This is a genomic window from Enterocloster lavalensis (genome assembly GCF_046603895.1).
GTDB lineage: Bacteria > Bacillota > Clostridia > Lachnospirales > Lachnospiraceae > Enterocloster > Enterocloster lavalensis.
The window spans coordinates 3,422,327-3,448,747 of record NZ_CP176637.1 but is presented as its reverse complement, the minus strand read 5'-3'; the positions used below and the strand labels follow the sequence as shown (position 1 = coordinate 3,448,747).

21 protein-coding genes are annotated in these 26,421 nt (G+C 56.1%); 8 read left to right on the top strand and 13 right to left on the bottom strand.

What is annotated here, in order from left to right:
• Positions 1-12 precede the first annotated feature (12 nt).
• The 4 genes from ACK2JC_RS15395 to ACK2JC_RS15380 form a co-directional block, all read right to left on the bottom strand.
• Positions 13-1,746, bottom strand: a complete 1,734-nt coding sequence (locus tag ACK2JC_RS15395) for a hypothetical protein (protein ID WP_368272140.1) — start codon at positions 1,744-1,746, stop codon at positions 13-15.
• A complete protein-coding gene (locus tag ACK2JC_RS15390) occupies positions 1,743-3,764 on the bottom strand; it encodes a hypothetical protein (RefSeq protein ID WP_320937354.1) in 2,022 nt (673 codons plus the stop codon). The genes ACK2JC_RS15395 and ACK2JC_RS15390 overlap by 4 nt, the downstream gene beginning before the upstream one ends.
• Before the next feature lie 274 nt (positions 3,765-4,038).
• Positions 4,039-4,212 (bottom strand): hypothetical protein, encoded by a 174-nt coding sequence (locus ACK2JC_RS15385; protein ID WP_166434546.1) that lies wholly within the window; start codon positions 4,210-4,212, stop codon positions 4,039-4,041.
• Between the two features lie 126 nt (positions 4,213-4,338).
• Positions 4,339-4,779, bottom strand: coding sequence for a type II toxin-antitoxin system HicB family antitoxin (locus tag ACK2JC_RS15380; RefSeq protein ID WP_320937355.1), 441 nt, complete (start codon positions 4,777-4,779; stop codon positions 4,339-4,341).
• A gap of 253 nt (positions 4,780-5,032) precedes the next feature.
• Here ACK2JC_RS15380 and ACK2JC_RS15375 point away from each other — a divergent pair, with 253 nt between their 5' ends.
• Positions 5,033-5,230 (top strand): type II toxin-antitoxin system HicA family toxin, encoded by a 198-nt coding sequence (locus ACK2JC_RS15375; RefSeq protein WP_024736577.1) that lies wholly within the window; start codon positions 5,033-5,035, stop codon positions 5,228-5,230.
• Here the strand turns inward: ACK2JC_RS15375 and acrA are convergent.
• From acrA to ACK2JC_RS15340, 7 genes are all read right to left on the bottom strand, one after another.
• A complete protein-coding gene (acrA, locus tag ACK2JC_RS15370) occupies positions 5,227-6,333 on the bottom strand; it encodes an acryloyl-CoA reductase electron transfer subunit beta (protein WP_320937356.1) in 1,107 nt (368 codons plus the stop codon). The genes ACK2JC_RS15375 and acrA overlap by 4 nt on opposite strands.
• 19 nt (positions 6,334-6,352) lie before the next feature.
• Positions 6,353-7,153, bottom strand: a complete 801-nt coding sequence (acrB, locus tag ACK2JC_RS15365; protein WP_368272141.1) for an acryloyl-CoA reductase electron transfer subunit gamma — start codon at positions 7,151-7,153, stop codon at positions 6,353-6,355.
• A gap of 16 nt (positions 7,154-7,169) precedes the next feature.
• A complete protein-coding gene (locus tag ACK2JC_RS15360) occupies positions 7,170-8,312 on the bottom strand; it encodes an acyl-CoA dehydrogenase family protein (RefSeq protein WP_146153758.1) in 1,143 nt (380 codons plus the stop codon).
• Between the two features lie 165 nt (positions 8,313-8,477).
• Positions 8,478-9,599: a 2-hydroxyacyl-CoA dehydratase subunit D gene (locus ACK2JC_RS15355; protein ID WP_107435546.1), complete on the bottom strand. Its 1,122-nt coding sequence runs from the start codon at positions 9,597-9,599 to the stop codon at positions 8,478-8,480.
• Entirely contained in the window at positions 9,592-10,866 is a 1,275-nt protein-coding gene (locus tag ACK2JC_RS15350) for a 2-hydroxyacyl-CoA dehydratase subunit D (protein ID WP_007707150.1), read from the bottom strand. Before ACK2JC_RS15350 ends, ACK2JC_RS15355 begins: the two co-directional genes overlap by 8 nt.
• A 45-nt stretch (positions 10,867-10,911) precedes the next feature.
• Positions 10,912-11,703, bottom strand: a complete 792-nt coding sequence (locus tag ACK2JC_RS15345) for an acyl-CoA dehydratase activase (protein WP_320937358.1) — start codon at positions 11,701-11,703, stop codon at positions 10,912-10,914.
• Between the two features lie 88 nt (positions 11,704-11,791).
• Positions 11,792-12,997, bottom strand: a complete 1,206-nt coding sequence (locus tag ACK2JC_RS15340) for a CaiB/BaiF CoA transferase family protein (protein ID WP_166434545.1) — start codon at positions 12,995-12,997, stop codon at positions 11,792-11,794.
• Positions 12,998-13,288: 291 nt separating this feature from the next.
• Between ACK2JC_RS15340 and ACK2JC_RS15335 the strand changes: the two genes are divergently transcribed.
• On the top strand, positions 13,289-14,560 hold the full coding sequence (locus tag ACK2JC_RS15335) for an IS110 family transposase (protein ID WP_022512864.1): 1,272 nt from the start codon (positions 13,289-13,291) through the stop codon (positions 14,558-14,560).
• A 385-nt stretch (positions 14,561-14,945) separates the two neighbouring features.
• On the opposite strand, the gene ACK2JC_RS15330 is transcribed toward ACK2JC_RS15335, so the two are convergent.
• Positions 14,946-16,295: a sigma-54 interaction domain-containing protein gene (locus ACK2JC_RS15330; protein WP_166434544.1), complete on the bottom strand. Its 1,350-nt coding sequence runs from the start codon at positions 16,293-16,295 to the stop codon at positions 14,946-14,948.
• Between the two features lie 445 nt (positions 16,296-16,740).
• Between ACK2JC_RS15330 and ACK2JC_RS15325 the strand changes: the two genes are divergently transcribed.
• The 6 genes from ACK2JC_RS15325 to ACK2JC_RS15300 all read left to right on the top strand — a co-directional run bounded on the left by ACK2JC_RS15325 (position 16,741) and on the right by ACK2JC_RS15300 (position 24,582).
• The gene (locus ACK2JC_RS15325) at positions 16,741-18,195 is read left to right on the top strand and encodes an SLC13 family permease (RefSeq protein WP_320937497.1); all 1,455 of its coding nucleotides are present in this window, start codon (positions 16,741-16,743) and stop codon (positions 18,193-18,195) included.
• Positions 18,196-18,227: 32 nt separating this feature from the next.
• Complete coding sequence (locus tag ACK2JC_RS15320) at positions 18,228-19,823, top strand: class I adenylate-forming enzyme family protein (RefSeq protein ID WP_320937498.1); 1,596 nt, start codon at positions 18,228-18,230, stop codon at positions 19,821-19,823.
• Between the two features lie 157 nt (positions 19,824-19,980).
• Entirely contained in the window at positions 19,981-20,742 is a 762-nt protein-coding gene (locus tag ACK2JC_RS15315) for a GNAT family N-acetyltransferase (RefSeq protein WP_320937499.1), read from the top strand.
• 65 nt (positions 20,743-20,807) lie between these two features.
• The gene (locus ACK2JC_RS15310) at positions 20,808-22,676 is read left to right on the top strand and encodes an AAA family ATPase (protein WP_368271765.1); all 1,869 of its coding nucleotides are present in this window, start codon (positions 20,808-20,810) and stop codon (positions 22,674-22,676) included.
• A complete protein-coding gene (locus tag ACK2JC_RS15305) occupies positions 22,669-23,742 on the top strand; it encodes a 5-methylcytosine restriction system specificity protein McrC (RefSeq protein WP_320937501.1) in 1,074 nt (357 codons plus the stop codon). Before ACK2JC_RS15310 ends, ACK2JC_RS15305 begins: the two co-directional genes overlap by 8 nt.
• A gap of 66 nt (positions 23,743-23,808) precedes the next feature.
• Complete coding sequence (locus ACK2JC_RS15300; protein WP_320937502.1) at positions 23,809-24,582, top strand: HAD family hydrolase; 774 nt, start codon at positions 23,809-23,811, stop codon at positions 24,580-24,582.
• Between the two features lie 130 nt (positions 24,583-24,712).
• On the opposite strand, the gene ACK2JC_RS15295 is transcribed toward ACK2JC_RS15300, so the two are convergent.
• The gene (locus ACK2JC_RS15295; RefSeq protein WP_302326904.1) at positions 24,713-26,419 is read right to left on the bottom strand and encodes a peptide ABC transporter substrate-binding protein; all 1,707 of its coding nucleotides are present in this window, start codon (positions 26,417-26,419) and stop codon (positions 24,713-24,715) included.
• Positions 26,420-26,421: the final 2 nt, after the last annotated feature.

Below are 26,421 nucleotides of genomic sequence, written 5' to 3'. Positions count from 1 at the left end.
TCTATTCTATAATCACACGTTGCCGTTTTTCCAGGTCTCCGCCTCCGCATCCAGTTTCCCCGCCGCCCGCAACACCGGCTCTGCGGTGTACTTAAGAATGATTTTCAAGCCGCTATCCTGATCCGCGGGCATTCCGCGAAACATCAGCTGCCAGAACAGAAGGTAGATCTCATCCATGGAGACGGTTTCCCGGCACTTGCTCTCCTGATGCCCGATGCCGGAAATGATTTTGTAAACGGGCGTGTCCTTCCCGCTGTCGCCCGCCTTGTATACGGCCTGATTTTTAGCTAAAAGCTGTTCGAAGCTCCGATCCATCAGCTCTATGATCACGCTTCGCTCCGGCAGGTCCGCTCCCGGGCCAAGGAGCTTTAACAGCGATTCCTCCCTGGCCAGATAGCCCTTCCGGCTGAGCTCCGGCATCCTTGAAATGTCAAAATACCCACGCAAGCACAGCGCCAGGAGGAAACCGCAGTTTTCGATGGTCATGTCCCGGATTCCCTGGTGGCTGGTCCAGTTCCTGGCCAGCTTCATGGTCAGGCAGCAGGCGTCAAGATCTCTGGTCCGGGGTTCGGGCTTTAAGTCTCCCATGCCGTCCACATACCGCAGAACTTCCCGAACCGCGGCCTCTGCCTGGGCGTTTAAAGTGGCCTCGCCTGCGGAAGCGCTCATGGCCGGAAGCATGGCCGGGACCGACGTCAGAAGTTCGCACATTTCCCGGTCCCAGGCGGCCCGGTGTTCCCGGATAAACTGCTCTATGGATGGCCCGCCGTCCGCCTCCTCCTCATTTGTCTTGCGCCAGAGGTATTTCCACCACCCCAGCTGCGCCCGGCGCCAGAAAGGTTCCGTCAGCCCGGAGACGTATTCTTCTCCCTGCGCTGAAATAAAGTTTTCCCGCAAAATGCGGCACATCCCGATCAGACCGCTTCTGATCACATAGTAAGGCGTCTCAATGCCCTGCTTCCATTCATAAAAGCTCCAGCTCTTTTCATCCCGGTCTTTATAGGGTTTCTCAAAGGCGCGTGGCAGGACCAGACCACACTCATTGAACTGGCGGCAGACGCTGGAATACTTGAGGCTCCCGGCCTCTTTCCTGCCGTCGGAGTCATTCCGAATCTCGCGCTGAACCTCTGAGAGCCGGTCCAGAATCCTGCCCGCGCTGTTCTGGTCCTTCAGGTTGTCCCAAAGCTCCGCGGAAGCCGTATCCCAGTCAATCGTCCCGTCCTCCAGGTATGGCACCTTTCTTGATTTGACCGTTTCCAGGTAAAACGTCGCCAGAATTTCTTCCTGGGATCTGTAATCCTCCCAGTCTATATCGGACAACGGCTCATGCTGGAACTTTATGAGCAGATTGACCATGTCGGTCAGGGGCCTCATGTTCTTACCCTCGTCCACGTTGCCGGAGACAAAGGCGATCCGTTCCTGGTTGTAGCTGTAGCGCAGGGCCAGCGCCAGGTACAGGAGGATGCCGGTGCCATTTTCCAGATAGTCTCCGTACATTTTTTTCGTGACAATTTCGGAAAAATACTTCTCGTAAATTCCCTCTCCCCCCGAAGGGAAGCGGATATCCAACAGTACCCCGTCGAAATCCGCAAAATTTTCCCGGTCGTCCAAATATTCAAGGGCGCTTTTCAAATCTTCCTTTATGATCACCTCGTCCAGCCCGAAATATTCTTTCCAGCGCGCCTCCAAAGCGGTCCGGTCACCCTTGTCCTCGTTGAAATCTTCCACCCACAAAAACCGCATCATCGTCTCCCCCTTCTGTATATGATCCTGCGGTCAAACGCAATCCTCACACCGTACACATTGTCCGCCGAAATCCCGGATGTTATCCCCACAAGCTCCGCTCCGTAGTTGATCTTATCCACAATGCCGCCCAGAGTTTTCAACCCCATGCGGGTGCCGTGGTTCTCCTCGCCCGGCGCATTGGTCACGCAGATGTCCATGGACCGTCCCCCGCTCTCCAGGCTGATCCTGCACCAGTCCGTCCCATGGGTCAGCACATTGGTAAACAGCTCCACAAACAGCTCGCTCAGCTGGAAATCGGAGAAATCATCTTCCTTGACCCGGATTTCCTGCCAGAGTTCGTCCACGGTGACCTCCAGGGGAAATACATTGGCGTCAAACCAGTCCAGCACGCTCTCCTGCCGGCCTCCTCCCTGGATATAGCAACGGATATACTGTTCCCGCAGCGCTTCCAGGCTGTGCTGTTTTTGCAGATTGGCGCGGCAGCGGCTGATCTTTTTACTGCCGTCCGCTTCCTCCATCAGCACTTTGAACAACACCAGGTCCACACTCTCCTCCATGACCTGCCGGATGCTCTTGCCCACCTGCGCGCCGATGCAGTAGAACCCCTGGCGGAATGCATCCCGCACCGCATCGGGCTGATCGGAAATGGAGTATTGAAGAATTTGAAGCCCTCCCTGGAGGGTCCGCTCGCTGTTGTAGGCCTTGAACAGACGGTTGGCCAGAGGCAAATTGGTCCGGCTCAGCTCCTCCGCCACCCGTTTTACGGTCATGGGGTAGGAAATGTGCTTCCAGCTGTGGGCGTAGTGGTCCATCATGTCCTGTTTTTCGCGGCTGAGGCGTATGTTTTCCGCTAGCTGCTGCTCCAGCTGGCAGTTTTTACGAAAGAGATCGTAGCGGCTCAGGAAAAAGCGGGCTGTAATCTGCTCGGACAGTACTACCGGTATGTTGAGGTACATGTTACGAAGCCCGGGAGCGTCCTGCCTATCCGGAATTGTCATTGACTCGCAAAAGCTCACGCGCTCTGCTTCGGCACCAAGAATATTACGGTTGTTCAGAGCGTGAAGCTTTTCAAAAAAGATGGTGAAGGGCATGTATGTCTGGTTGTAAGCCCCGTATGCCTCGCCCAACATGTGGATCAGCTCGGAGGTAAAATCGCACAACTGCTCAATGGACTTCCCTGACTTCGGGTCGATCTTACGGTTCCACTTCCGGCCGCTTCTCACCAAAAAATCACCCATTTGCGGAATCTGAAATTTTGCGATTAATGCGCTGTATACTTCCGTATCATCCATCTGCTGAAGATCCAATCCAAATTTCCCCAAAATCTCCCGGTAATACATCAAAATGTAGGAGATTAAATACTCTTTAGCGGAACAAAAATTTATATACGGAAGCCAGTTGTCATCCGCCGCCAGATTAGACGCCTCCCGGTGTGCGTTCCCTTCCCCCAATGCATATTCCCGGTAATCCACAGGCAGCGACTCATACCGTTCCCACATGGCGGCCTCCTGCTTTTCGTCCGGTGTTTTTCCCTCCGTGATGGCCTGGCTGAACTCCGCCGCCTGGCGAACAAACAGGTACATTGCCGCCACTGGCACACGCTTTCGTTCCAATGCCCGCTCAAACCAAATGTACTTCTGGTCCCGGATCCCTTTCCACAGACACCTCAGACACTCGCTATACTCCTGGTCCTGCGCAAACCAATCTCCTTTTTGCTCAAACGCTTCCACCCCCATTCGCAGGTAAAAACCTTTGCGAATGTAAAAATTGCAGTAAACCGCAAATACAAAGGAGAAATCGTCCATTTCCCCGGACTCCCGGCACGTCTGGTAAAACCGGTTCATGATTCCCGTAATCTCGTTCCAGTCAGCCTCTGCCCGTTCATATGGGACTTCCTCATCCGCGTAATTGTCGTCCGATATCATCTCATTGTAAATATTCTCAAAGGCGAAGTCCTCCCCTGCCTTCTCAAATACCGCTTCCATCTCCGCAATTACGTTTAACACAGCCTGATTCATTTGATTAATCCCCCATTATTTACAAAAATTCCCACCCGAAATAGCGCAGATGAAACGCATCGGGCATTTGCAGCAGCCTCCTAGTCTCATACGGCAGATTCCCCCTTCCCCCAAAAGCTCAGGGGCCGTGAAATATCACGGCTCCCTCCTCCGATTCCGAAATACATCCCGCGGCCCGCTCTGCCTACCGGCTCCAAAACACCTACCACTGCCGCCTCTATCCACCGGTTCATATCATGTACCCTGCATCCCTGTCTCATACGGTCGCCCCCTCTCAGTCCCAGAACATACCGGCCAGAGAGCCCAGCGCTCCGCCGATTCTGGCTCCGGTCAGCGACGTAACAGGCCCTCCTAAGGCCCCGATCGCAGCTCCAACGGCTCCTCCCACCGAAGCCCCGGTGCTCCCTCCCAGTGCGATGTTAGCGCATTTGTCACGAAATTCAGACATCTGTTTTTCCTCCTTCGATTCGATGAAACATGTGGTTCCGGAGCGTTTGCCCCGGCGATACGCGTCTGCGCACCATAATGTCCGTCAGCCCGCTGTTTCCACCGTTTCACCATCATCTCCGCCGGATCAGATATCCTTTCTCTCCCGGATTCCCAGCTCCTCCTTGATCCCCCGAACCAGAGCCGCGGAAAAATTAAGCCCGCTTTTCTTAGCCAGCAGGTCCAGCCACTGGGGGATTGTCACCGACTTCTTAACATAGACCTCCCGCATGTCGCTGCGGAAATAAGGAAGCCAGATGTGGAGGTAGACAAGCTCCGCAGAGGGAATAGCAGCGGGAGGCCCCTCCACAGCCTCATGTGGTCCTGCCACGGACGGAAGCTCCCGGCCGCTGTCCAGCCGGTCAATCACAGCCAGAGCCAGCTGCCTCTGGGCCAGCTCCATTCCCTCCTGCCAATCCCCGGCAATTACCAGCAGTTCCGGAAAATCCGGAAACGTGATGCAGACCCCGCCGCCGCTCTCCGTTTGGAACCGCGCCGGGTATACAATGTTTTCTTTAATTTCCCTCATCCTGTCCCATCGCCTCCAATGCGTATTGTAATGCATATTCACTTTCTATAATACGCATTGTAATACGCATTGTGCATTTTGTCAACCTCTATTTCAATATAATTTTAATCTATCTTCTAATTCTATTTTTTCCTTGACTCCCGCTTTCATTCCGCTATAATAAAACTATCGATGATTCGCCAATGTGCATTGCAGCGAACGGCAGGGACAATTATGGAGCCCGACAACCGTATTCACTGTAAAGGAGCATAGGATGAATCATTTCGAAGCCATCGAGAAACTGCTGACCCGGGGCGGCTGGAAGCCGGTCCGCACCTGCGGCAACCTTCGCCAATACAAAAAGGCGGGAAATCCCGCCTCATTGGTTCTTCCGGTACCGGAGGACGCGCCTCTTCCCGAAGCGCTGGTCCGGCATCTCGAAAACGTTACAGGACTATCCCTTTGGGGTTAGTCCTGTTTTTTCACCCCCTTAATCTCCTCAATCATCAGTGGCACCACCTCAAACAGATCCCCGCAGATCCCATAATCCGCCACCTCAAAAATCGGTGCCCCGTCGTTCTGGTCCACGGCGATGATCAGCTCTGAATCCTGCATCCCGGCCTTGTGCTGGATGGCTCCTGATATTCCCAACGCCACGTAAAGCCTGGGATGAACGGTTTTTCCGGTCTGGCCGATCTGATGGTCCGCAGAGAGCCAGCCCGCGTCGATCACCGCGCGGGAACCGCCCACCACGCCTCCGCTCAGAACCTGAGCCAACTCCTCCGCCAGCGCAATCCCTTTCTCCACATCCCGGCTGATCCCACGGCCCACGGAAACAATAATGTCCGCGCCGATCAGATCCACCATCTTTCTGGCCGCCTTTACCACCTCGGTGACCCGGGTTTTTAAGTCTCCATCCGACAGTTCCACCGGCATCCGCCTTATCTCACAGCGCTCCGCCATCTCCGCCGAGTACGCCGCTTTTTTCATCACCCCCGGCCGGACCGTGGACATACAGGGCCTGAACCGCGGGCAGATAATCGTGGCCATCAGATGCCCTCCAAAGGCAGGACGCGTCATTTTCAGATTCTTGTCCTCCATGTCCATTTTCACCGCCGCCAAATCCAGCGTGGAGGACTCTTCCAGAAATTTCCTATAACGCCCCATGTCAATATCCAGATGGGTGCAGTCCGCCGTCAGTCCCGTGTGCAGCCGGGCGGCGCAGCGTGGTCCCAGGTCCCGTCCAATGTGGGACGCCCCGATCAGCAATACCTCCGGCTTCTCCTCCATCACCACGTCGCAGAGCACTTTGGCGTAAGCGTCCGTGGTGTACACCTCCAGTAACGGATGGTCGCACACGATCACCTCGTCGGCTCCGTAGCCGCCCAGCTCCCGGACCTCGTCGCCCAGATTCCATCCCAGAACCACGCCCACCAGCCGCGCGCCGCGCTCGTCGGCCAGCTTGCGCCCCTCCGATATGAGCTCAAAATCCGTGTCTGAAAGCTTTCCCTCCCGTTGTTCACAGAACACCCATATATCCCGAAACGCCTGAATATCCGCACTATTAAATTCCATTCTTTTCTTCCCCCTCTCCTCAAATCACATGCCGCGCGGCAAGGCGCTCCACCAGTCCCCGCACCGCCTCGCGGCCCGCGCCTTCAAGCATCACGCCCGCGCCCTTCTGAGGCGGCGTAAAAGATTTGAAAATATTGGTGGGAGAACCGGCCAGGCCGATGGTGGCCGGATCAATCAGAGGTTCATCCTTTAACGCCTCGTAGTCCAGCACCGTCACCGGCTTGTCATAGCATTCCAGAATCCCCCGCACCGTCATATACCGGGGTCTGTTCAGCTCCTTGACACAGGTAATCAGGCAGGGAGTCTGCGCCTCCACCGTCATATACCCGTCCTCCATGAGCCGCATAACCCGCACCAGCTTTCCGTCCATTTCCACCTTTCCCGCGTAGGTCACCTGGGAAATGTCCAGCTTCTCCGCAATCTGCGGTCCCACCTGAGCGGTATCCCCGTCGATGGCCTGACGGCCGCAGAAAATAATGTCCTCCTCTTCCAGCCCCAGATGGCGGATGGCGGCCGCAATAATCTGGGAGGTGGCGTAGGTGTCAGAACCGCCGAATTCCCGGCCGGAAATCAATCCCCCGTCGTCCGCTCCCATGGCGATCAGCTCCCGCAGCATGCCTTCTGCGGGCGGCGGTCCCATAGTGACGGCAGTCACACGGCACCCTGTTTGATCCTTAATCTCCAGAGCCTGCTCCATGGCGCTTAAATCATCCGGGTTCACAATCGTCTCCATGGAAGCGCGGTTTAACGTTCCGTTCTCATTGACCGCCACCTTCCCGGAGGTATCCGGAACCTGTTTCACACATACATAAATTCTCATCTGTCGCGCCTCCCTTCTATTTCAGCAGATTGCCTGCGATAACCATCTGCTGTACCTGGCTCGTGCCCTCGTAAATGGTGGTGATCCGGGCGTCCCGGTACATGCGCTCCACCTTGTAGTCCCGCATATAGCCATAGCCGCCGTGGATCTGCACGGCCTTATAGGCTACCCGGTTGGCCATCTCCGAGGCGAACAGTTTGCACATGGAACATTTCATAGGGGCGTCCTTCTCCCCCGCGTCCTTGGCCAGGGCCGTGCTGTAGATCATCTCCCTGGCGGCCTCGATCTCCGTGGCCATATCCGCGATCATAAAGCTGATGGCCTGGAACTTGGCAATGGGGCGGCCGAACTGCTTGCGCTCCTTTGCATAGCGGATGGACTCTTCCAGACAGCACTGGGCGATCCCCAGGGACTGGGCGGCCACTCCCAGACGTCCGCCGTCCAGCGTCTTTAATGCCGTGGAAAATCCCTTGTCCAGCGGTCCCAGCAGATCGCTCTCGTGAACCCGTACATTTTCCAGGATAATGTCGCTGGTGGGATATCCATTAATTCCCATTTTAAGTTCCGGCTTGCCCAGGGACACGCCGGGCAGCTTCATATCCACGATAAACATGGAAATGCCCTTGTTCCCCTTCAGCGCCGGATTGGTCTTGGCGTAGATCACCGCGTAGTCCGCCAGAGGCGCACCGGAGATAAAGCATTTGCGTCCGCTCAAAACGTAATATTCCCCGTCCTTCACCGCCCGGGTTAGGGTCCCTCCCGCGTCCGACCCGGCGCCCGGCTCCGTCAGGGCGAACACAATCTTCTTCTCCCCGGAAGCCAGGGGCGGGATGTATTTTTTCTTCTGTTCCAGCGTGCCGCAGGTTAAAAGCGGCCCGCTGCCCAGAGAGTTGGGGGTGTTGGCGTAGATGGACAGCACCGGGCATACCCGGGCGAATTCCTCCACCATCAGCACATAGGCCAGGGTGTCTCCCCCCTGCCCGCCGTACTCCACCGGCAGCTTGATCCCCATAAAGCCGTATTTCGCCATTTTATAATGCAAATCCCAGTTGAACCCGCCTTCCCGGTCCAGCTGTTCCTGAATTTCCGTTGTAAATTCCGTCTCCGCAAAGTTGCGGAAGTTCTTTCTCAGCAATTTATATTTGTCTGAAAGAATCATGTTTACCTCCGTCCCTGTTTCCATCTGTACCTTCCGTTTCGCCCGGACCGTCAGGGCGCCGGGTTGGCCTGGCCACGGCGCCCTCGTTTCCCGCGTCCAGGGATTCCGGGAGCCGTGCGCCGCCGTTTAACGCGGACCCGCACGCTCCCGCTCTCCCCCTGCCTTCTACAGCATTTCCGCCAGCGTCTCAATCCTCGTGCGGGCCTGGTCATAGCTATTCGGCTGCTGGTCAATATCCACGGACAGCACCGTGATCCCCGCGTCTTTTAATTCCTGGCTGTAGGCCACATACTCGTACTCCTCGGGATCGCAGAACTTCATCAGGCATACGATCACCGCGTCCGCCGCATTTTCCCGGCACAGTCCGTGAAGCAGCTCCACCCGGCGCAGCTCGTCCTCGTGGGCCATTGGGTCGATCCGCTCCATCCACTGTTTGGCCAGGCGCACGATGCCGTTGTCGCCCTCCGGAATCTCTGTGCGGTACTGGCGCATTTCCTGGGCAAGATCGTCCCCAACCACGGCCATGTTGTGATCCTCCAAAATCTTCAAAAAGCTGTCTGGCTCCCCCGTAATTCCGGTCAGAATCACCCGTTTTCCGGTAAACTCATAATCCGGCAGGGATTCCAGCTGGCCGATGATCTGCCGCAGATACGCCAGATGCTCCGCCTTGGTCATAAACCAGGCGCTCTTAAACACCCCGTGGCGCACCGTGGGCGTGATAATATCCAGATGCCGGTTCGCCAGCTCCGAAAACCGCCTCATGGCGCGGCTGTGTTGATTGTAGCACTCAATGCTCTTCGCGATGGCCTCCTCCCGGATCTCAACCTCATAAATCTCCTCAAGGCGCTCCTTCACATGGCCGTACTCCTCGGTCAGGTACTGGATGGCCGCGGTGATCCTGCGGTTCTGCGGCAGCGTGAAGGGGATAGAAACAATGTCCTTCACCCCGAACTTGAAGTCCTGGGTGATACAGCGCAGGGTGTCGCACATGGGCGGGATCATCACCGCTTTCACCCCCGCGTATTTACCGCCGAGCGCCAGCTCCATGCAGGACTGCATGATGGGGCAGGCGAAGGGAACCAGATACTTTTTCGCCAGGGAAAACTCCGTCTGCGCGCCCCACATGCCCATAGGCACCAGGCCCGCAGCGTCCGCCAGCACCTCCGGCGTGTAGATGGGGAAACAGCCCACCACCTGCCGCCCGGATTTCAGATACCGGTCCAGCTGCGCTTTGGGGTTGGCCGCAATTTCCTGTAACCGTTGCAAATTTTCCTGTAAGCTAGCCATTGCGCAATTCCTCCTTATGCTTTCTCATCAGCTCCGCAAATGCCTCGATCCGCGTCTCGAACTGTGCCTCGCTGAAATTCCGGTAATCCGCCTGATCCCCGTCAAAGGCCATGAAAGGCAGGTTGCCGCAGGCCTCCGAAACCCGGCGCATCAGCTCCTGCTGCTGGCACACCATCACCTTGCAGGCGCGGTTTACGTGGTAAATGGTCCCGTCGATGTGGAACTTCTCATTCCACTCCTTTCTCCTGCGGATGCTCTCGTCCATCAGAATATTGTTGGAGCTGGTAAACGAGTACGCCCGCGCCAGACTCTCGATGTCGCCGGGCGTGTAATCCAGGGACCAGGCCCGGGCATAAGCCGTGGCACAGACGTTGATCCCGTATTTTTTCAGGGTTTTCAGGTTGTGGGACAGATAGGGCCAGCAAGCGATGCCCTCCCAGAATACCCGGAAATGCTGCTCGCCCGGGTAGGTGGACGTCCCGTTTTTAATGTGCTCCTCGATCTCCGCGATCAGCTGGCGCATCACGTCCCCCGTCTCCTCCCGCCCTCTGGTAAATACCATCGGTCCCATATAGTTAAACAAATCGAAGCCGCTCAAGGGGCTTGGCTCCAATGCCAGGTAATCCGCGATCTGCTCCCACAGATTCCGGTTGGCCGTGGAAATTCGCATAACCTCCGCAAACCGATCTGGATCCCATTTTTTTCCAGTAAATGCGGACAGGTCCTCAATCAGCTTCTCGATCTGGGCGCGGATATATTTCACCCGGGACTCCGTCACCTGAGGCAGGTGGTTGTAGGTCATGTCGATCATAAAAATCGGTATCTTGTACTTGCGGCTTAAAAGCTCAAACCACTTGGTAATCTCATTGCAGCCGTTGTTTGCCACCAGCAGAAAATCCGGCACCGCCATGTTGCTGGCCGGGCTGCACTCCAAAAGATCCGCGTAGGCCAGGTCGATCTTTGCGTAAGAGCAGAGGTCGTTGTTACAGCCGTGGGCCTCCGCGTAGTGCAAAAATGGTTCCGCCAGTTTCTTGGCCGCCACAGCGGCCCCGTGGTTCTCCGGGTAAACGATGTTCAGGCCCAGAGTCTCCGCTATCTCCTGGGGAAAGAGGGATGTGGCCCAGCCAATCTTCTCCCCCCTGGCCTTCGCCTCAATGGCGTCGTTGTACGCTTTGTCCAACAGAGCGCCGGCCATCAGCTGGGACTTGGATTTTGGCCGTTTCGGTTTCGCCGGCGCTGCCGCCGGAGTTGTGTTCTGTTCACTCATGTTTCTACTCTCCTTTTCCTTTTATTGAATGCCGTGGGCAGGCAGTCATCTTCTATTTACAATTTTTTCCATATCACTGTAGGCAAACAGCGCCGCACCGATAGCGCCGGCCAGCTGACAGTCCTCGGGAACCGTGATCCCGCACCCCAGCTCCCGCTCCATGGCCCGGACGATGCCGCGGTTTTGCGCCACACCCCCGCTCATGGCCACCCTGGGCCGGTAGCCCATGCGGATGGCCAGCCCGCTGACTTTTTTTGCCACCGAGGTGTGAATCCCGGCCACGATATCCTCGATCCTTTCACCGTTCGCCAGCCGCGAGATCACCTCCGACTCCGCAAATACCGCGCAGGTGCTGCTGATGGACACCGGGCGCTCGGAGCGCTCGGACAGCTCCCCCATTTCCTCCACCGCCACGTCCAACACCCTGGCCATGGCTTCCAGAAAGCGCCCGGTACCGGCGGCGCACTTGTCGTTCATGATAAAATTGTCCAGGTTCCCCCGCTCATCCAACAGCAGCGCCTTGGCGTCCTGGCCTCCGATATCGATCACGGTCCGCACGTCCGGCAGCAGAAACCGCACGCCCCGTCCGTGGCAGCTGACCTCGCTCAGTTCCCGGTCCGCCATCTCAAAGTTCATCCGCCCATACCCCGTGGCAACCACGCGGCTGATCTCAGGTCCCCTTACTCCGGCCGCAGCCAGGGTGCTCTCGTACACCTCCCGCGGCCCCCGGGTGCCGGTTCCCACCGGAACCACCCGCTTCACCACAATCCGGCTGCCGTCCTCCAGGATCACCGCCTTGGAGGCGGTGGAGCCGATATCAACCCCCATTGTCAGCATGGAATTTACCTCCCGTTCCCATTGTTTTGTTCACTCCGCATCCGGCAGAACAATTCGTAAAATATGGCCGCGGACCACAAATCCCTGCTCATTTGGCCGCGCCGGACACGATCAACGCTTCAATATCTTCTTCCGCATATCCGGCTGCTCTCAAAATGCTGCGGGTGTTCTCCCCTACCCGGCCCGCGTGCTTAAAGGGCAGCTCCCCGATGGACTCAAAGGTCACCGGCGTGCTGGAAAATACTGTTTTTTCGCCGCGAGGATAGGTGTACTCCTGCAAAAAACCGTTGGCCCAGGCCTGCTCATCCTTCAGCACGTCTGTAAAATGAGCCAGCTTCTCGTGGGCGATGTCGTTGGCCTCCATCTTTTCGATCCAGTACGCGCTGTCGTGCTCCGCAAATATCTCATCGCATACGGCCACGGCCTCCCCGATGCGCTTGTTGGTCTCCGCAATACAGTAAAACCTGGGGTCCTCCGCCAGATCCGGTCGCTCAAAGATGTCCCGGCAGATCCTGGGCCACATCTTGTCGTACTCCGGCATGGAGAGATAGATCCACTCATCGTCCTTGCAGCGGTAGCAGGTGAGCAGCGGACTGTTGCAGTCGAAATGGGTCCGCGGGTATTCCCGCCCGTACTCCGCGCAGAGCAGACCGTTGCTGAGGATAAAAATGGCCGCCTGGTACAGCGCCACGCTGACACGGTCTCCCTCCCCGGTGCGCTGGGCCTTTAAAAGGGCCGCGCAGATTCCGGAAGCCAGGGTGATGGCCGTCACATGATCGCCGAAGCCCGCCACCGTATTCATCACGTTGCCGCCCTTGGAGCTCAAATCCGCCATCAGGCCGCTGCGGGAGAAAAATGCGGTGTAGTCGTATCCCGGACGGTCCTTCAACGGCCCCTTGGCCCCGTAGCCCAGCACCTCCGCGTAGACTACCTTGGGGTAACGCGCATGGACCTCCTCGTAGGTCAGCCCCATTTTCTTCAGGGCGCTCAGCCGGTTGTTGGTGAGAAACACATCGCATTGGGAGATCAGCTTTAACACCGCCTCCCGTCCGCCTTCCGTCTTGGTGTCCAGACAGACAAAGGATTTGTTGCTGTTCTCTAGGTCGAAGCTGGGACATCCCTCCTCAAACTGCGGCGTCCTCTGTCCCCTGTAGGCGGTGCGGTACGGGTCCCCCTTGGGTCCCTCCACTTTAATCACCTCCGCGCCCCAGTCGGCCAGCATGCGTCCGCAGGCTGGCGCTGCAAAATATGTGGTCAGTTCCACCACCTTGATCCCTTCCAATGGTTTCATCATTTTTGTCATTCCTTTCGCTTCGCTCAAGGCACAAACAAGTTATGAAAAAATGTTGTACCTCTCCACTATTTGATTTATAATCCCTGTAGGGAATAGCAATACACTACAGAGCACGGAAGGAGGAGTGGCGAATTTATTCCGACCCCGTATCATTATATGTGCCGTCATCCTTTCAAGCACAAACAAGTGGGACTTTGAGCCCGGACTCTTATCATTGGTAATAAACCATGTTTATTCAGTCACAGGATGACAGTCACTGTTGCTATTCCTTTTTATAAGGTGGTGATACTTATGATGAAGTTAAAATACCCCATCTGCTGTGGGCTTGACGTCCACAAAAATGTTATCGTTGCAACCATCGTAATCACTAACAGGGACGGAGTATCCGAATACAGGCAAAAATCCTTTTCAACCATCAACTCGGATATTCAAAAGTTTCACAACTGGCTTATCGAGAATAATTGTTATCACGTTTGTATGGAATCCACAGGAAAGTATTGGATTCCTATTTTTAATTATCTCGAAAAGGACATAGAGGTCTGCCTTACACATCCCAAATATGTCAAAGCTATCAAAGGCAAGAAAACGGACAAAAAGGATTCAAAATGGATTGCCGACCTCTACAAATTTGACCTTGTCAGATGTTCCTTTATCCCTCCCAAGGATTTCCGCCAGCTCCGGGAACTTGCCAGATACCGCTTTAAGCTGGTCTGCATGAAATCCTCTGAGAAGAACCGCATCCAGAACTGTATGACCGTTTCCAATGTCGGCATTGCCAGCGTGCTTTCTGACCCTTTCGGCAAAACAGCAACCGAAATCATGTCTTATCTGCTGGAGCATACCGCTGATTCCATTGACGAAAAGGCTGTCCGAAAACTGATAAAAAAAGGGGCCAAAGCCAAGTCTGATGAAATCATCGAAGCAATCAGAGGCTGCAACATTGAAACAGACCAGGCAAAAAAACTGGAACTGGCCCTTGGCCATCTGGAATATCTTGACGGTATGATTACCCAGACCGAAGTGGAACTCTATGTCCGTATCAAACCTTATTATGAGTTTGTGGAATTTGTCAGCACCATGCCCGGCATGACAGAGTTAAGTTCCACCATTGTTCTCGCAGAAACAGGCGTTGACATGAACATTTTTGATGATGCCAAACACCTCTGTTCCTGGTGTGGACTTTCTCCTTCCAACAATGAATCCGCAGGTAAGAAAAAATCTGTCCGAATTGCCAAAGCAGGCGCTTACTTGAAACCGATGATGGTACAGTGTGCCCTTGCCGCAATCAAAAACAAAAAGCAGCCTTATTTTGCAATCAAATATGGGCGAATCAAAAAGCGTCGTGGCCATAAGAAAGCAATCATTGCCATCGCAAGAATGATGATGGTCTGTATTTACCATATGGTCTCGGAAAAGAAACCTTTTACCCCTGCTGACTATGAGGAATTGATGAAGCCTCAAAACCATGTAGAGCGTGTTGTTCTGAATGAAAACAATGTTTTTGCCTATCTTGAAAGTCTTGGTTACGATAGTTCTAAGTTAGTGAAGCGCAACGATAACTAATCTTTATTCTATTGTCAAACAATCGCAAAATCAGGGGTTTTATGAACCCTTATATAAGTGCGCCCAAAAATCCACTTTATTTTTCACTCTTCCCTCCTTTCGTCTTTTCCCACACGGCGCATCGCAGCAGCTCCCGGAAAATCAGGTGGCGGCCGTCGGTACCGGGGCTGAATCTGCGCCTTGCCGTTTTACCAAAATTACAAGCAAAAAATATGCCAAATTTCCGGAGAGCGGCGCGGAGGTCCATCCTCCGCGTCGCCTTAAACGCAGAGCCAGCGAACATCCTGGCACCACTCCCCTTCGCGCCGACTTCCACACCTCAAAACGGCGGCCCCGGAAATCCCTTCTCAGGAATTTCCGGAACCGCCGCTCTCCAGCGCTCGATTCAATTCAACCCATACTTTTTCAACTTATACTGCAGCGTCCTCCTGGATATACTCAGATACCGCGCCGTTTTCTCCCGGTGTCCGTTGTTGATTTCCAGCGCCCGCCGGATGCGCTCCTTTTCATCCAGTTCCGGCTCCGGCCCGGCGGGGAATCCGTTTTCGCTGAACATACTCTGGGGAATCTCGTTGATGGTAATGGTGGAAACCGTGCTCATGATCACCATCCGCTCCACAATATTTTTCAGTTCCCGCACATTTCCCGGCCAGCTGTATGCCTCAAAGGTGCGGTAAACCCGCTTTGCGAACTTCTTTTGCAGGGAATACCGGTCGCAGAACTTGTCCAGGAAAAAATCCGTCAGCACCGGAATGTCCTCCTTGCGCTCCCGCAGCGGCGGAATCGTCACCGGAATCACATTCAGCCGGTAGTAGAGGTCCGCCCGGAAGATCCGCTCCTCCACGCACTCCACCAGGCTGCGGTTGGTGGCCGCAATCAGCCGGAAGTCCACGTCAATGGGTTTGGTGGAACCGATCCTGGTAATGGACCTGCTCTCCAAAACGCGCAGCAGCTTGGCCTGAAGCCCCAGAGGCATGGAGTTGATCTCGTCCAAAAACAGCGTTCCCTTGTCCGCCGCCTCGATCAATCCCTCCTTCCCCGTGTTCAGCGCTCCGGTAAACGCCCCCTTTGTATAGCCGAACAGCTCAGATTCCAGCAGGGACTCAGGCATGGACGCGCAGTTGATTTCAATCATAGGCCCGTTCCGATAAGGGCTGTTCTCATGGATATAGTGGGCGAACACATCCTTACCCGTGCCCGACTCCCCCTGGAGCAGGATCACGCTGGCCACCGCCGCGGCCCGCTCCACATCCTTCACCAACTTCTCCATCACGCCGCTCCGATAGATCAGCTCCAGTTTCTTGCTCTCCACCTTGATTTTCGAAGCGTCGTGCTGTTGGCGTTCCCGCAAAACCAGCTCGTGGCGCTCCTTTAAATGGCGCACGTCCATCCGGTCCGCCACCGCATACTTCACATTGCCGTTGCTGTCAAAAATGGGCGTGGCGGTGACGATAAATTCCCCCAGCGTCCCGCTTCCCGTGTAAGAATACTGGAGGTGGGTCACCTTCTTTTTCAGGCGGAACACCTCGGAGCAGACCGGCGTGTCAAGAATTCCCAGACTTTGGAAATCGTAGACAGATTTCCCCTCGTAAAATTTTCTGGGACGTCCGCTGCACTTTAGCACATAGCGGTTGACCCACAGAAATTTGCCGTTCTCATCAAAGATGCTGATTCCCCAATCCAGGCTGTCCAGCAGCGTAAATAAATCCGGCAGCAGCAATTCATTCATTACCATAACATATCCCCATTCCTTTTTAGTCAGACCCATACACCTGCCATTGAAATACCCTGTTGGTTTTTATTATAATAATATTGAGTAAATTTGTCAAAATTTTTATCAATATCAATCCAATGGTTATAATAATTCCATAAAATTTATGGATTATCAAAGCACTTTGCACTTGTTTTGCACATTTCAATGCATTTGACCCGATTTTTGCACACAAAACTATAATTTTTGCACATGTTCTTGTGCAGTCAGGCCCTTTTACGTCCAAAAAAACCGATTATATTTTGCACATCCATTCCCTATTTCGTTATTTCGCAGACAATTCCCGGGGAATTCCGGCCAGATTATCTCCGGCCCGGCTTGGCATTAAACTTGCTTAATAATACCGTAGGTGGCGGCGCACATTGATTGATGTTTTTTTAACAAACACCTTTGGAGGGGGATTGTTACAATGAAAAAATACAAGACATATCAGATTGTTGTCATTATCATCGGCCTGTTCCTATGCTTCTTCGGCCGTTTTATCCCGGTTTCATCCGGCCTCAGCGCCTCCGGAGCCCAGACGCTGTTTATCATGGTGGGCGGACTTCTCATGTGGCTTCTGGTGGGCGTGGACTGGACCAGCCTGGCCGTGATTCTGGCCCTGGCGCTGATCCCGGAGCTGGGCATGAACAAGGTCGCCGCAGGGACCCTGGGAAACAGCACCGTGTTCTATCTCCTGCTCTGCTTCATGCTGGCAAAGAGCCTGCAGGCCACCGGTGTGGCCCACCGTCTGGCCGTTTGGTTCCTCACCGGCAGCTTCAGCCGCAAAGGGGCCTGGTGCACCATCGCCATGATTTTTGTCTCCATCTTTGTCCTCTCGTCCGGGCTGTCGTCCAGCTCCACCATCATGATCTTTCTGCCCATTTTATACGAGATCTTTGAATCCCTGGGGTATGAGAAGGGTAAGGGCGACATTTTTCCCGCGGTCATGATCGCCAGCCTGGCCATCATCTGCCAGATCGCCCAGGCTACAACGCCGATCTCCCATGCCATGACTCTGATCGGTTTCTCCTCCTACAACAGCTACACAGGCAACAATCTGGAATTCGGCCAGTACGTGATGGTTGCGATGCCGGTGGGCATCCTCACCGCCATCGGCTGGTTTTTGGTCTGCCGCTATGTGTGGCGGCCGGACGTATCCAGACTTTCCAGGCTGGACTACGACGCCATCAAAGGAAATGAGGGACCGTTCTCCAAGCAGGAAAAAATCGCGGCAACCATCTATCTGATCGTTGTGGTTCTCTGGCTGGCTCCCGGTATCTCCAAATACCTCTGTCCGCCGGCCTACCCGCTGCTCAACAAGATTCACCAGTGCTATCCCCCCATTGTGGCCATCATACTGCTGCATTTCATCAAAGTGGACGGCAAACCGGTTCTGCCCTACAAGGAGGCCATCTCCGCGGTTCCCTTCAGCACGCTGCTGTTTATGGGCGCGCTGCTGGAACTGGGCACCGCCCTGGCCAATGGGGATATCGGCGTCTCCACCTGGCTTGGGGACACCATCGGCGTGTTCTGCACCGGCGTAAGTCCCCTCATGTTCATCGTGGTCCTGGCCGCCATGAGCGTAATCCTGACCAACTTCATGTCCAACTCCGTGACCTGCGCCATCTGTATGGCCATCGCAATGCCGCTGTCCACCAGCCTGTACAGCGGTCTGATCAGCCCGGTCATCGCAGCCATCATGATCACCATCGGCATCAATTTCGCCTTCGCCACCGCACCGGCCACGCCGCCCGTTGCAATCGCAGCGGACTCCGGCTGGATCAGCGCGGGCAGGCTGTTTAAATACGGCGCGGTAGCCGGACTGGTCGGCATCGCCGTCATGCTGGCCGTGGGTCTGCCCATCGCCAACATGGTCTGTTGACCTGCAACGTTTACAGGAGGCCTTAAAAATCAATGAAACCATTGCTGAACCTGACAATCGCCCAATTTATGGAGCGCACGGCAACCCAGTGGCCCGGCCGGACCGCCCTCACCTTTAAGGGCAGGCGCTGGACCTACCGGGAGCTGGACCTGCTGACGGACCGGATCGCGGCCGGCCTCATGGCCGCTGGGGTCCGGCGTGGAAACCATGTGGCGATTCTCTCGGAAAATATTCCAAACGCCGTATTCTGTTTTCTGGCAATCGAGAAAGCCGGCTGTGTATCCTGTATGCTGAATACAGGCTTAAAAGCAGGAGAGCTGGCGGAGCTGATGGCCCTGTCGGATGTCCGCTTCCTGATGATCGGAAACGGTTACAAAGGCGTGGATTTTTATGAGGAAAGCCGCCGTATCGGGGAAATCTATCCGTTAGAGGCTGTATTTGACATCAGCGGCGGGAACAACCGCCCCTGCCTCACCCTGGAACAGCTGATTCAAATGGGCGGGGAGCAGCCCCAGGGCTTTCGCCAGGCCAGGGAGGAGACGAGGCCCCAGGACGACGGGCTGATCCTGTATACCTCCGGTACCACCGGCTCCTCCCCGAAAGCCGTGGTTTCCAGCTATTACAATCTGGTCAACGGAGGAATCCAGAAGGCCCACAGTCAGTCCCTCACGGAGCGGGACGTGATCTGCTGCGCCCTCCAGCTGTTCCACATCTTCTGTATCGACGTAAACGTGCTCAGCGCCCTGGCCTGCGGCGCCTGCCTGGCTATGCCGGACGATCTGCACACCAAAAGTATTCTGGATACCATACAGACGGAGCGCTGCACTGTACTCAGCTGTGTTCCCTGCATGTACCAGGCAATGATGGGGCGCGGCGATTTCAGCAGTTTCGACCTGTCCTGTCTGCGCACCGGCATCATCGGCGGCGCCTACTGCCCGCCGGAAACCTTTGTGCGGATCGAGCAGGCCTTTGGCTTAACCCTGTTGCCCGGCCTGGGCCAGACAGAAGCCACCGCCGGCATCGCAATCGCCGCTCCCACGGACAGCCTGGAAATCCGCAGCACCACAGTGGGACGTTTTGTAGACCACAGCGACGGCAAAATCGCGGACCTGGAAAGCGGAGCCGCCCTGAAAACAGGGGAGACCGGTGAAATCTGCGTGAAAAGCAGTCTGCTGATGACCGGCTACTACAACCGGCCCGATCTCACCGCCCGGGCCATCGACCGGGACGGCTGGCTTCACACCGGGGACCTGGGATTTCTGGACTCCGACGGATACCTGCACTATGTAGGCCGTATCAAGGAGATCATCAACCGGGGCGGCGAAAAAATCATCCCCGCGGAGGTGGAAGCGGCCCTGTCGCACTTTCCCGGCATAAAGGAGTGTAAAGTGATCGGTCTGCCGGACCCGTACTACGGGGAGGAGGTCTGCGCCTGCCTGGTTCCGGCCCGCGAGGGGGAAAATCCAGACGCCGGGCGGGTCCGCGCCTATCTGGAACCGCGGCTGGCCAGTTTTAAGCTCCCCCGTCACATCGTCATCCTACCCGCTCTGCCCATAAACCCATCCGGCAAGGTCCGGCGCAGCGAGCTGCGCCGGATGGCGGCGGAGGCCCTTGGGCTTAAAACGTAATATGTGATACTTGGGTTACAAAATAGCAGTGAAGCCGGATTAACCGCGGAATCACTGCTATTTTTCTTGTCTGTTATCTGATATAATCAAGGAAATGTATCTCTTATCATCAACCTGTCCCTGATCACCCATCACCACTCTCCCAAGGAGGACCACCATGGATCTCATACGGATCACCCACGAAAACATTGAAAAAGAGCACATCTGCTGCGCCATTTCCAGCAACAAGGACTGCCAGGTACAGTCGAAAAAAGCCTGGCTGACGGAGCGTCTGGACCAGGGCCTGGTATTCTTAAAAGGCGACGTGCGGGGCAAATGCTTTATCGAGTACATCCCCGCCGAGCACGCCTGGGCGCCCATCGAGGCGGAAGGCTACCTGTATATCGACTGCCTCTGGGTGTCCGGCCAGTTCAAAGGGCACGGCTACTCCAACCTGCTTTTGGACGAGTGCATCCGGGACGCCAGGGCCCAGGGCAAGCGCGGCCTGGCCGTCCTGTCCTCGGAAAAGAAGCTGGGTTATCTCTCGGACCCCAAATACTTAAAATACAAGGGTTTTCAGACCGCGGACTCAGCCAGCCCCCACTTCCGGCTGATGGCGCTCCCCTTTGAGAGTCAGGCGGAGCTTCCCCGTTTCTCCCCCCGTCTGAAACAGGCGGCGGCACAGGTTCCCAAAACCGGTCTTTCCCTGTACTATACCAGCCAATGTCCCTTCACCGCCAAATACGTTCCCCTCCTGGAAGCCATCTGCCGCGACCGGAACGTCCCGATCCAGACGGTTCACATCACCACCACGGAGCAGGCCCAGAGCGCGCCCTGCCCCTACACGGCCTTCAGCCTGTACTGGAACGGCGAATTTGTGACCCATGAGATCCCGTCGGAGAAAAAGTTTGAAAAGCTGCTGACGGACCGGGGAATGTAAGTCCTAGACCACCCCTGCGGGATGGTACAATAGAGACTCAGCTTACTTGAAAGGAGTTATACAAAATGGATAAAACGCAGGGAAACGATCCTACCGCAACAGGCGCCTGGATTTTCCAGGGCAATCCCGCCTGGTACGATATATCCCGGGCCGTAACCGAGCAGGACCTGCTGGTCTGGGGCGTCAAGCAGTGCTCCCGGCAGATTGCACGGGGCGACCGCGTCTATATCTGGGCGTCCGGCCCGGAGGGCGGCGTGATCGCCAGGGGTGTGACCCTTGACGATCCCTCTCCTCGTCTGCTTCTTGCCGACCAATACACCCTGGACTCCTCCAGAAGCCAAACTGGCGTAGGCGTGGAGATTCGGATCACTGACCGCTGCGCGGACCGGCCTTTCTCCCGTTCCATGATGCTGGCGGACCGGCGCCTGAGCGGCAACAGCATTCTGACCTTTCCCAACGCCACCAATTACAAACTGACGCCGGAACAGGCCGGACTGCTGGACCGTTATTTTGAAGGCACTTATAGCAACACCGCCCCGGCGGAGGAATACCAGAAAGCGGAAGCTCTGGAAGCTGCCCTGCCCCAGTTGCGCTGCTGGCTCTACACCCCCGGGGACAACGCCTGCATGTGGGACGAGTTTTATACCCAGGGCATCATGGGCATGGGCTGGGACGCCATCGGGGATTTTAACCGCTACGGCAGCAAAAATGCCGTGCGTGAGGCCATGCGCCGGAACATTGACCCCTCCAAATCCTACCGCAACGACGGCCACGCCGTCTGGCAGTTTGTCCGCGACATGCAGCCCGGAGATGTGGTGTTCGTCAAAAAGGGCCTGCACCGGATCATCGGCCGCGGCGTGGTGGAATCGGACTATTACTGGGCGGGAGACCGCTCCGAATACCGCTCCTGCCGCAAGGTCCGCTGGACCCACAGAGGCGAGTGGGATTACCCCTCCGGCAGCGGCCCCAGGAAAACGCTGACCGAGATCACCCCCTACACCGAGCTGGTCCGGCTCTTAAACGGCCTGTTCGAGGAAAATGAGGACGGCGGGGAGAGCCGGGACATCCGCACCTTCCCCGAATACTCCCGGGAGGATTTTCTGAAGGAGGTATTTCTGGACGAAAACGCGTACGACGAATTAGCCGACCTGATCCGCCTCAAAAAGAATGTGATTCTCCAGGGACCTCCCGGCGTGGGGAAAACCTTTGCGGCCAGACGGCTGGCCTACTCTCTGATGAATGAGATCAATCCCGACCGCGTGATGGTCGTGCAGTTTCACCAGAGCTACAGCTATGAGGATTTCATGCTGGGATACCGGCCGGACGGAACCGGCTTCTCCCTGGCCCAGGGGCCGTTTTACCGCTTCTGCAAGGACGCGGAGGAGGACAGCGACGATACCCCCTACTTTTTTATCATCGACGAGATCAACCGCGGCAATTTAAGCAAAATATTCGGCGAGCTGCTGATGCTGATCGAGGGAGACAAGCGCGGCCAGTCCCTGCGTCCCCTGTACTCCGACGAGCTGTTCTCCGTTCCCAAAAACGTGTACATCATCGGTACCATGAACACCGCGGACCGCAGCCTGGCCATCATCGATTACGCCCTGAGACGGCGTTTCGCCTTCTATGAAATGACCCCGGCCCTGGATTGCCCCGGATTTCTCCAAAAACTGGAAGCTGCAGACAGCGGAAAGCTGAAACGTCTGGTGGAGACGGTAAAGGAATTAAACCAGGACATTTCCGGAGACGACGCTCTCGGAAAAGGCTTTTGCATCGGCCATAGCTATTTCTGTCCCCAGGGCCCTGCGGACGACCGTTGGGTGGAATCCGTGGTCAAATATGAGCTGATCCCATTGTTGGAGGAATACTGGTTCGACGCTCCCTCCAAGGCCCGCCAGTGGTCCGAACGGCTGAAAGGGGCTGTCCATGACTGACGCCATCCCCATCCGCAATCTCTATTACATGCTGGCCTACGCCTACCGCTGTCTGGACCAGCGGGATTTTTCCGGCCTGGAAGCGGAACCCTTTGAGAACGCCTGCGATCTCTTTGCAACAATCCTGGCCCGGGGATTATCCGGGCAGATCCGGCGCGGGCTGGAGCGGTCCTATGTCCCGCGCCGGGAGACCCTTTCCGCTCCCCGGGGACGCATTGACGTTTCCGCCTCCATCAAGGAACAATCCCTTGCCCGGCTCCGCCTGCCATGCCGGTATGACGAATACTCCGAGGACATCCCGGCCAATCAGGTGATGAAGCTTACCGCCCGTTATCTGTGCCGTTCCGGCCAGGTAAGCCAAAGCCGCAGAGATGCCTTAAAGCGCCTGCTGCCCTTCCTGTCCGGCGTCAGCGATCTCTCCCCCGGGAGCGTCCGCTGGGATCAGGTCAAATGCCGCCCGGACAACCGTCCCTGCCGGTCCCTGATCGGAATCTGCCGCCTGGTCATGGAGCACCTGCTGTTTGCGAATCCGGACGGTAGCCGGGAGATACGCGGTTACATGGACGGCCAGCCCATGCATTTGCTCTATGAGAAGTTTATCCTGGAATACTACCGGAGGCATTTTCCCGGACTTTCCCCCAACCCTGAATTGATCCGCTGGAATGTGACCGGCGGGCAAGCCCTCCATCTGCCGCTTATGCGCACAGACCTTGTGTTGCGCGGGGCCGGGAAAACTCTGATCATTGACGCCAAATATTATTCCCACTCCATGCAGTCCTACCGGGACCCGGATTCCCCGACCATCCGCTCCGGTAACCTGTACCAGATCTACGCCTACGCAAAAAATCTGGATCGGGACCGTACCGGATCTGTGGCCGGACTGTTGCTGTACGCCAGAACGAAGGAACCGGTGGTTCCCGACGATTCCTGCGAAATCGACGGCCCCCTCATCGCGGCCAAAACCCTGGACTTGTCCCTCCCCTTCCCGGAAATTGCCGGTCAGCTGGACCGGATCGCCCAGCCCCTTCTTGACAAACCCGCTCATCCGTGGAATACTGCTATATGAAACGTTCTAACAGCAGAACTGTGAGCTAAGATTCACATCATTATTACAGAAACAGAGGACACACCTATGAATCAGACAATTTACCTGGCGTCCGACTACGACGGCACATTTAAACAGGGTTCCATCCGGGACGAGGACAAGGAAGCCATCCGGCGTTTCCGCAGCCGCGGCGGCCGCTTCGGGCTGGTCACCGGCCGTTCCCTCAGCATGCTGGAACAGGAATTCGCCCGTTACGATATGCACATGGATTTCATCATCGCCTGCACCGGGGCCGTTATCTTTGACCAGGATTTAAACGTGATCTTTAAAAAGCCTATGGACGCTGCCACGGCCTGGGAGCTGGAGGCGGAGATGGAGCGCCGCCCGGCCGGTCTGTGCGGCATGGCAACCCTGCACAAGCACAGCCGCCTCTACCTGCACCCGTCCCTGGCCGCTTCCCGGGATCACAACCCGGAAGGGCTCCCCCAGTATCCCAGGGAAGCGGTGGAGCAGGACGGTGACATCATCTCTATGTTTCTGCGGGGTTTTGACGCCAAAGATTCCCAGGCCCTTTACGACTATCTCACCGAGGCCTACAGGGACCGCCTTGACTTCCACTATAACGGCGGAGCCATCGACGTGACCGCCCCGGGTGTCAGCAAAACCGAAGGAGTCCGCGCCCTGGCGCGCCTGCACCCGGATTCCCGGGTCTGCGTGATCGGGGACGAGATGAACGATCTGGACATGATCCGGGCCTTCCAGGGCTTTTCCGTCACCACCGGGAACGAGGCGGTAAAACAGGCCGCTTCCAGGGTATTCGACCATGTTTCGGACTGCATCGATTATCTGATCCGGGAGTAACCGCATACGCGCCCAACCGGGCGCGCCGCTAGAAAACGGGGGTACCGCACTAACGCGGCACCCCCGTTTTATTGAATGCAATGGACCGCTGGCGCAGCCTGCGGACGATTGTAATTCGCAATTCTGTTATTTATTTCTGAACCACATACTTAAACACCGGCATCGCCAGGTAAGAGAAGAATCCGTCGTACTTGGAGGTATCCATCAGATATGGCTCGCTGTAGTAGTAGATCGGGATGATTGGCAGCTGCTCCTCCAGAATCTTCTCAGCCTTGTGGAAGTTCTCAAAGCGCTCGTTCTGGGAGGTAGCGTGTGCGGCTGCGCTGATGTAGGAATCATACTCCTCATTGTAGAAATGGCAGTCGTTGTTGCCGCTGGAGGTGATCCACAGCTCCATCAGAGATGCGGGATCCATATAGTCCACAGTCCAGCCTGCACGGGCCAGAGCGTAGTCGCCTGCGCTTCTCATATCCAGGAACACCGCGAACTCCTGGGAGTCGATGGTGCAGTCCACGCCCAGAACTTCTTTCCATACGTTCTGCACATACTCTGCGATAGCAGCATGGGCGCTGTTGTTGTTGATGGTGTAGCTGATTGTCGGGAAGCCTGCGCCGTCCGGATATCCGGCCTCGGCCATCAGCTTCTTGGCCTCCTCACAGTTGGCCTCGTAGGTGGAGTTATCCCAGAATTTGTCAGCGGAATCATAATAATCCTTGCCGTCCTCGTCGTGGAAGCCTCTGGGAAGGAAGGTATCTGCGGGAAGCTCGCCTCTCTTGGTAACCATATCGGTCACATAGTTGCGGTCAATGGCCAGAGCCAGAGCGCGGCGCACCTTGGGATCCTGCAGCTCGGGAATCATCCCCTTGCCCTCGGCATTTACCAGAATATAGTAGGTTCCGGCAACCGGAGCCACCTGGAACGTGCCGGCCTCTTTCAGGCGGTCCAGCTCCTCAGTGGGGAAGCTTGCGGCATAGGCTAAATCTCCGCTCTCAAATGCAGCCAGAATGGCGTTGTCGTCGTCCATCAACATCCAGGTGATCTTGGTGGGGCCAAGGTTGGCATAGTCATAATACTTGTCGTTGGCTTCCATCACGATCTTCTCCTGATGGGACCACTCCACCAGCTTGTAAGCGCCGTTGCCGATGTAGGTCTCAGGATTCTCATACCACATCTCGCCGTTGGCCTCGATGACGTCCTGTCTCACCGGGCTGGTCACAGCCGCTGCCACGATCTCGATAAAGTAGTTGCAGGGAGCCTTCAGGGTAACTTCCAGGGTCTTATCGTCGATGGCCTTAACGCCCAGCTCGCTCTTGTCCTTGGAGCCGTTCTGAATCTCAACCGCGTTCTGAACCATGTCGATAAAGTAGCTGTTCTCATAGCCGCCGCTCACCAATCTCTGCCAGGAGTACACGAAGTCTCCCGCAACCACCGGCTGGCCGTCGGACCAGAAAATATCGTCGCGCAGGGTAAAGGTGTATACCAGGCCGTCGTCGCTGACCGTGTAGTCCTTAGCCTGGCCCAGCTCCACGCCCTCGCCGCCCTTGGCATACTTGGCAAGTCCCTCGAACATATGCAGGGTGGTGATCATGGAATCGTTGGAATTCAGCGCGTTGGGGTCAAGGGATGCGGGCTCGGAACCATTGTGAACGTTGATCTCGAACGCCTCCTTCTCCCCTGCCGCCTCGCCGGTAGATCCCGCTTCGGACCCGGCCGCTGAAGAACCGGCCGCCGCGGTCTCCTTGGTTCCGGAACCGCCGCCGCAGGCTGCCAGCGATACAACCATCGCAGTGCAGAGGACAGCTGCCGCTGCCTTTTTGAGCATTGTTTTTTTCATCATTT

What these genes read in the sequence shown, in the direction of transcription:
- ACK2JC_RS15395 (WP_368272140.1), bottom strand. Translation starts at nt 1,746, where the DNA reads ATGATGCGGTTTTTGTGGGTGGAAGATTTCAACGAGGACAAGGGTGAC.
- ACK2JC_RS15390 (WP_320937354.1), bottom strand. Translation starts at nt 3,764, where the DNA reads ATGAATCAGGCTGTGTTAAACGTAATTGCGGAGATGGAAGCGGTATTT.
- ACK2JC_RS15385 (WP_166434546.1), bottom strand. Translation starts at nt 4,212, where the DNA reads ATGTCTGAATTTCGTGACAAATGCGCTAACATCGCACTGGGAGGGAGC.
- ACK2JC_RS15380 (WP_320937355.1), bottom strand. Translation starts at nt 4,779, where the DNA reads ATGAGGGAAATTAAAGAAAACATTGTATACCCGGCGCGGTTCCAAACG.
- ACK2JC_RS15375 (WP_024736577.1), top strand. Translation starts at nt 5,033, where the DNA reads ATGAATCATTTCGAAGCCATCGAGAAACTGCTGACCCGGGGCGGCTGG.
- acrA (WP_320937356.1), bottom strand. Translation starts at nt 6,333, where the DNA reads ATGGAATTTAATAGTGCGGATATTCAGGCGTTTCGGGATATATGGGTG.
- acrB (WP_368272141.1), bottom strand. Translation starts at nt 7,153, where the DNA reads ATGAGAATTTATGTATGTGTGAAACAGGTTCCGGATACCTCCGGGAAG.
- ACK2JC_RS15360 (WP_146153758.1), bottom strand. Translation starts at nt 8,312, where the DNA reads ATGATTCTTTCAGACAAATATAAATTGCTGAGAAAGAACTTCCGCAAC.
- ACK2JC_RS15355 (WP_107435546.1), bottom strand. Translation starts at nt 9,599, where the DNA reads ATGGCTAGCTTACAGGAAAATTTGCAACGGTTACAGGAAATTGCGGCC.
- ACK2JC_RS15350 (WP_007707150.1), bottom strand. Translation starts at nt 10,866, where the DNA reads ATGAGTGAACAGAACACAACTCCGGCGGCAGCGCCGGCGAAACCGAAA.
- ACK2JC_RS15345 (WP_320937358.1), bottom strand. Translation starts at nt 11,703, where the DNA reads ATGCTGACAATGGGGGTTGATATCGGCTCCACCGCCTCCAAGGCGGTG.
- ACK2JC_RS15340 (WP_166434545.1), bottom strand. Translation starts at nt 12,997, where the DNA reads ATGATGAAACCATTGGAAGGGATCAAGGTGGTGGAACTGACCACATAT.
- ACK2JC_RS15335 (WP_022512864.1), top strand. Translation starts at nt 13,289, where the DNA reads ATGATGAAGTTAAAATACCCCATCTGCTGTGGGCTTGACGTCCACAAA.
- ACK2JC_RS15330 (WP_166434544.1), bottom strand. Translation starts at nt 16,295, where the DNA reads ATGGTAATGAATGAATTGCTGCTGCCGGATTTATTTACGCTGCTGGAC.
- ACK2JC_RS15325 (WP_320937497.1), top strand. Translation starts at nt 16,741, where the DNA reads ATGAAAAAATACAAGACATATCAGATTGTTGTCATTATCATCGGCCTG.
- ACK2JC_RS15320 (WP_320937498.1), top strand. Translation starts at nt 18,228, where the DNA reads ATGAAACCATTGCTGAACCTGACAATCGCCCAATTTATGGAGCGCACG.
- ACK2JC_RS15315 (WP_320937499.1), top strand. Translation starts at nt 19,981, where the DNA reads ATGGATCTCATACGGATCACCCACGAAAACATTGAAAAAGAGCACATC.
- ACK2JC_RS15310 (WP_368271765.1), top strand. Translation starts at nt 20,808, where the DNA reads ATGGATAAAACGCAGGGAAACGATCCTACCGCAACAGGCGCCTGGATT.
- ACK2JC_RS15305 (WP_320937501.1), top strand. Translation starts at nt 22,669, where the DNA reads ATGACTGACGCCATCCCCATCCGCAATCTCTATTACATGCTGGCCTAC.
- ACK2JC_RS15300 (WP_320937502.1), top strand. Translation starts at nt 23,809, where the DNA reads ATGAATCAGACAATTTACCTGGCGTCCGACTACGACGGCACATTTAAA.
- ACK2JC_RS15295 (WP_302326904.1), bottom strand. Translation starts at nt 26,419, where the DNA reads ATGATGAAAAAAACAATGCTCAAAAAGGCAGCGGCAGCTGTCCTCTGC.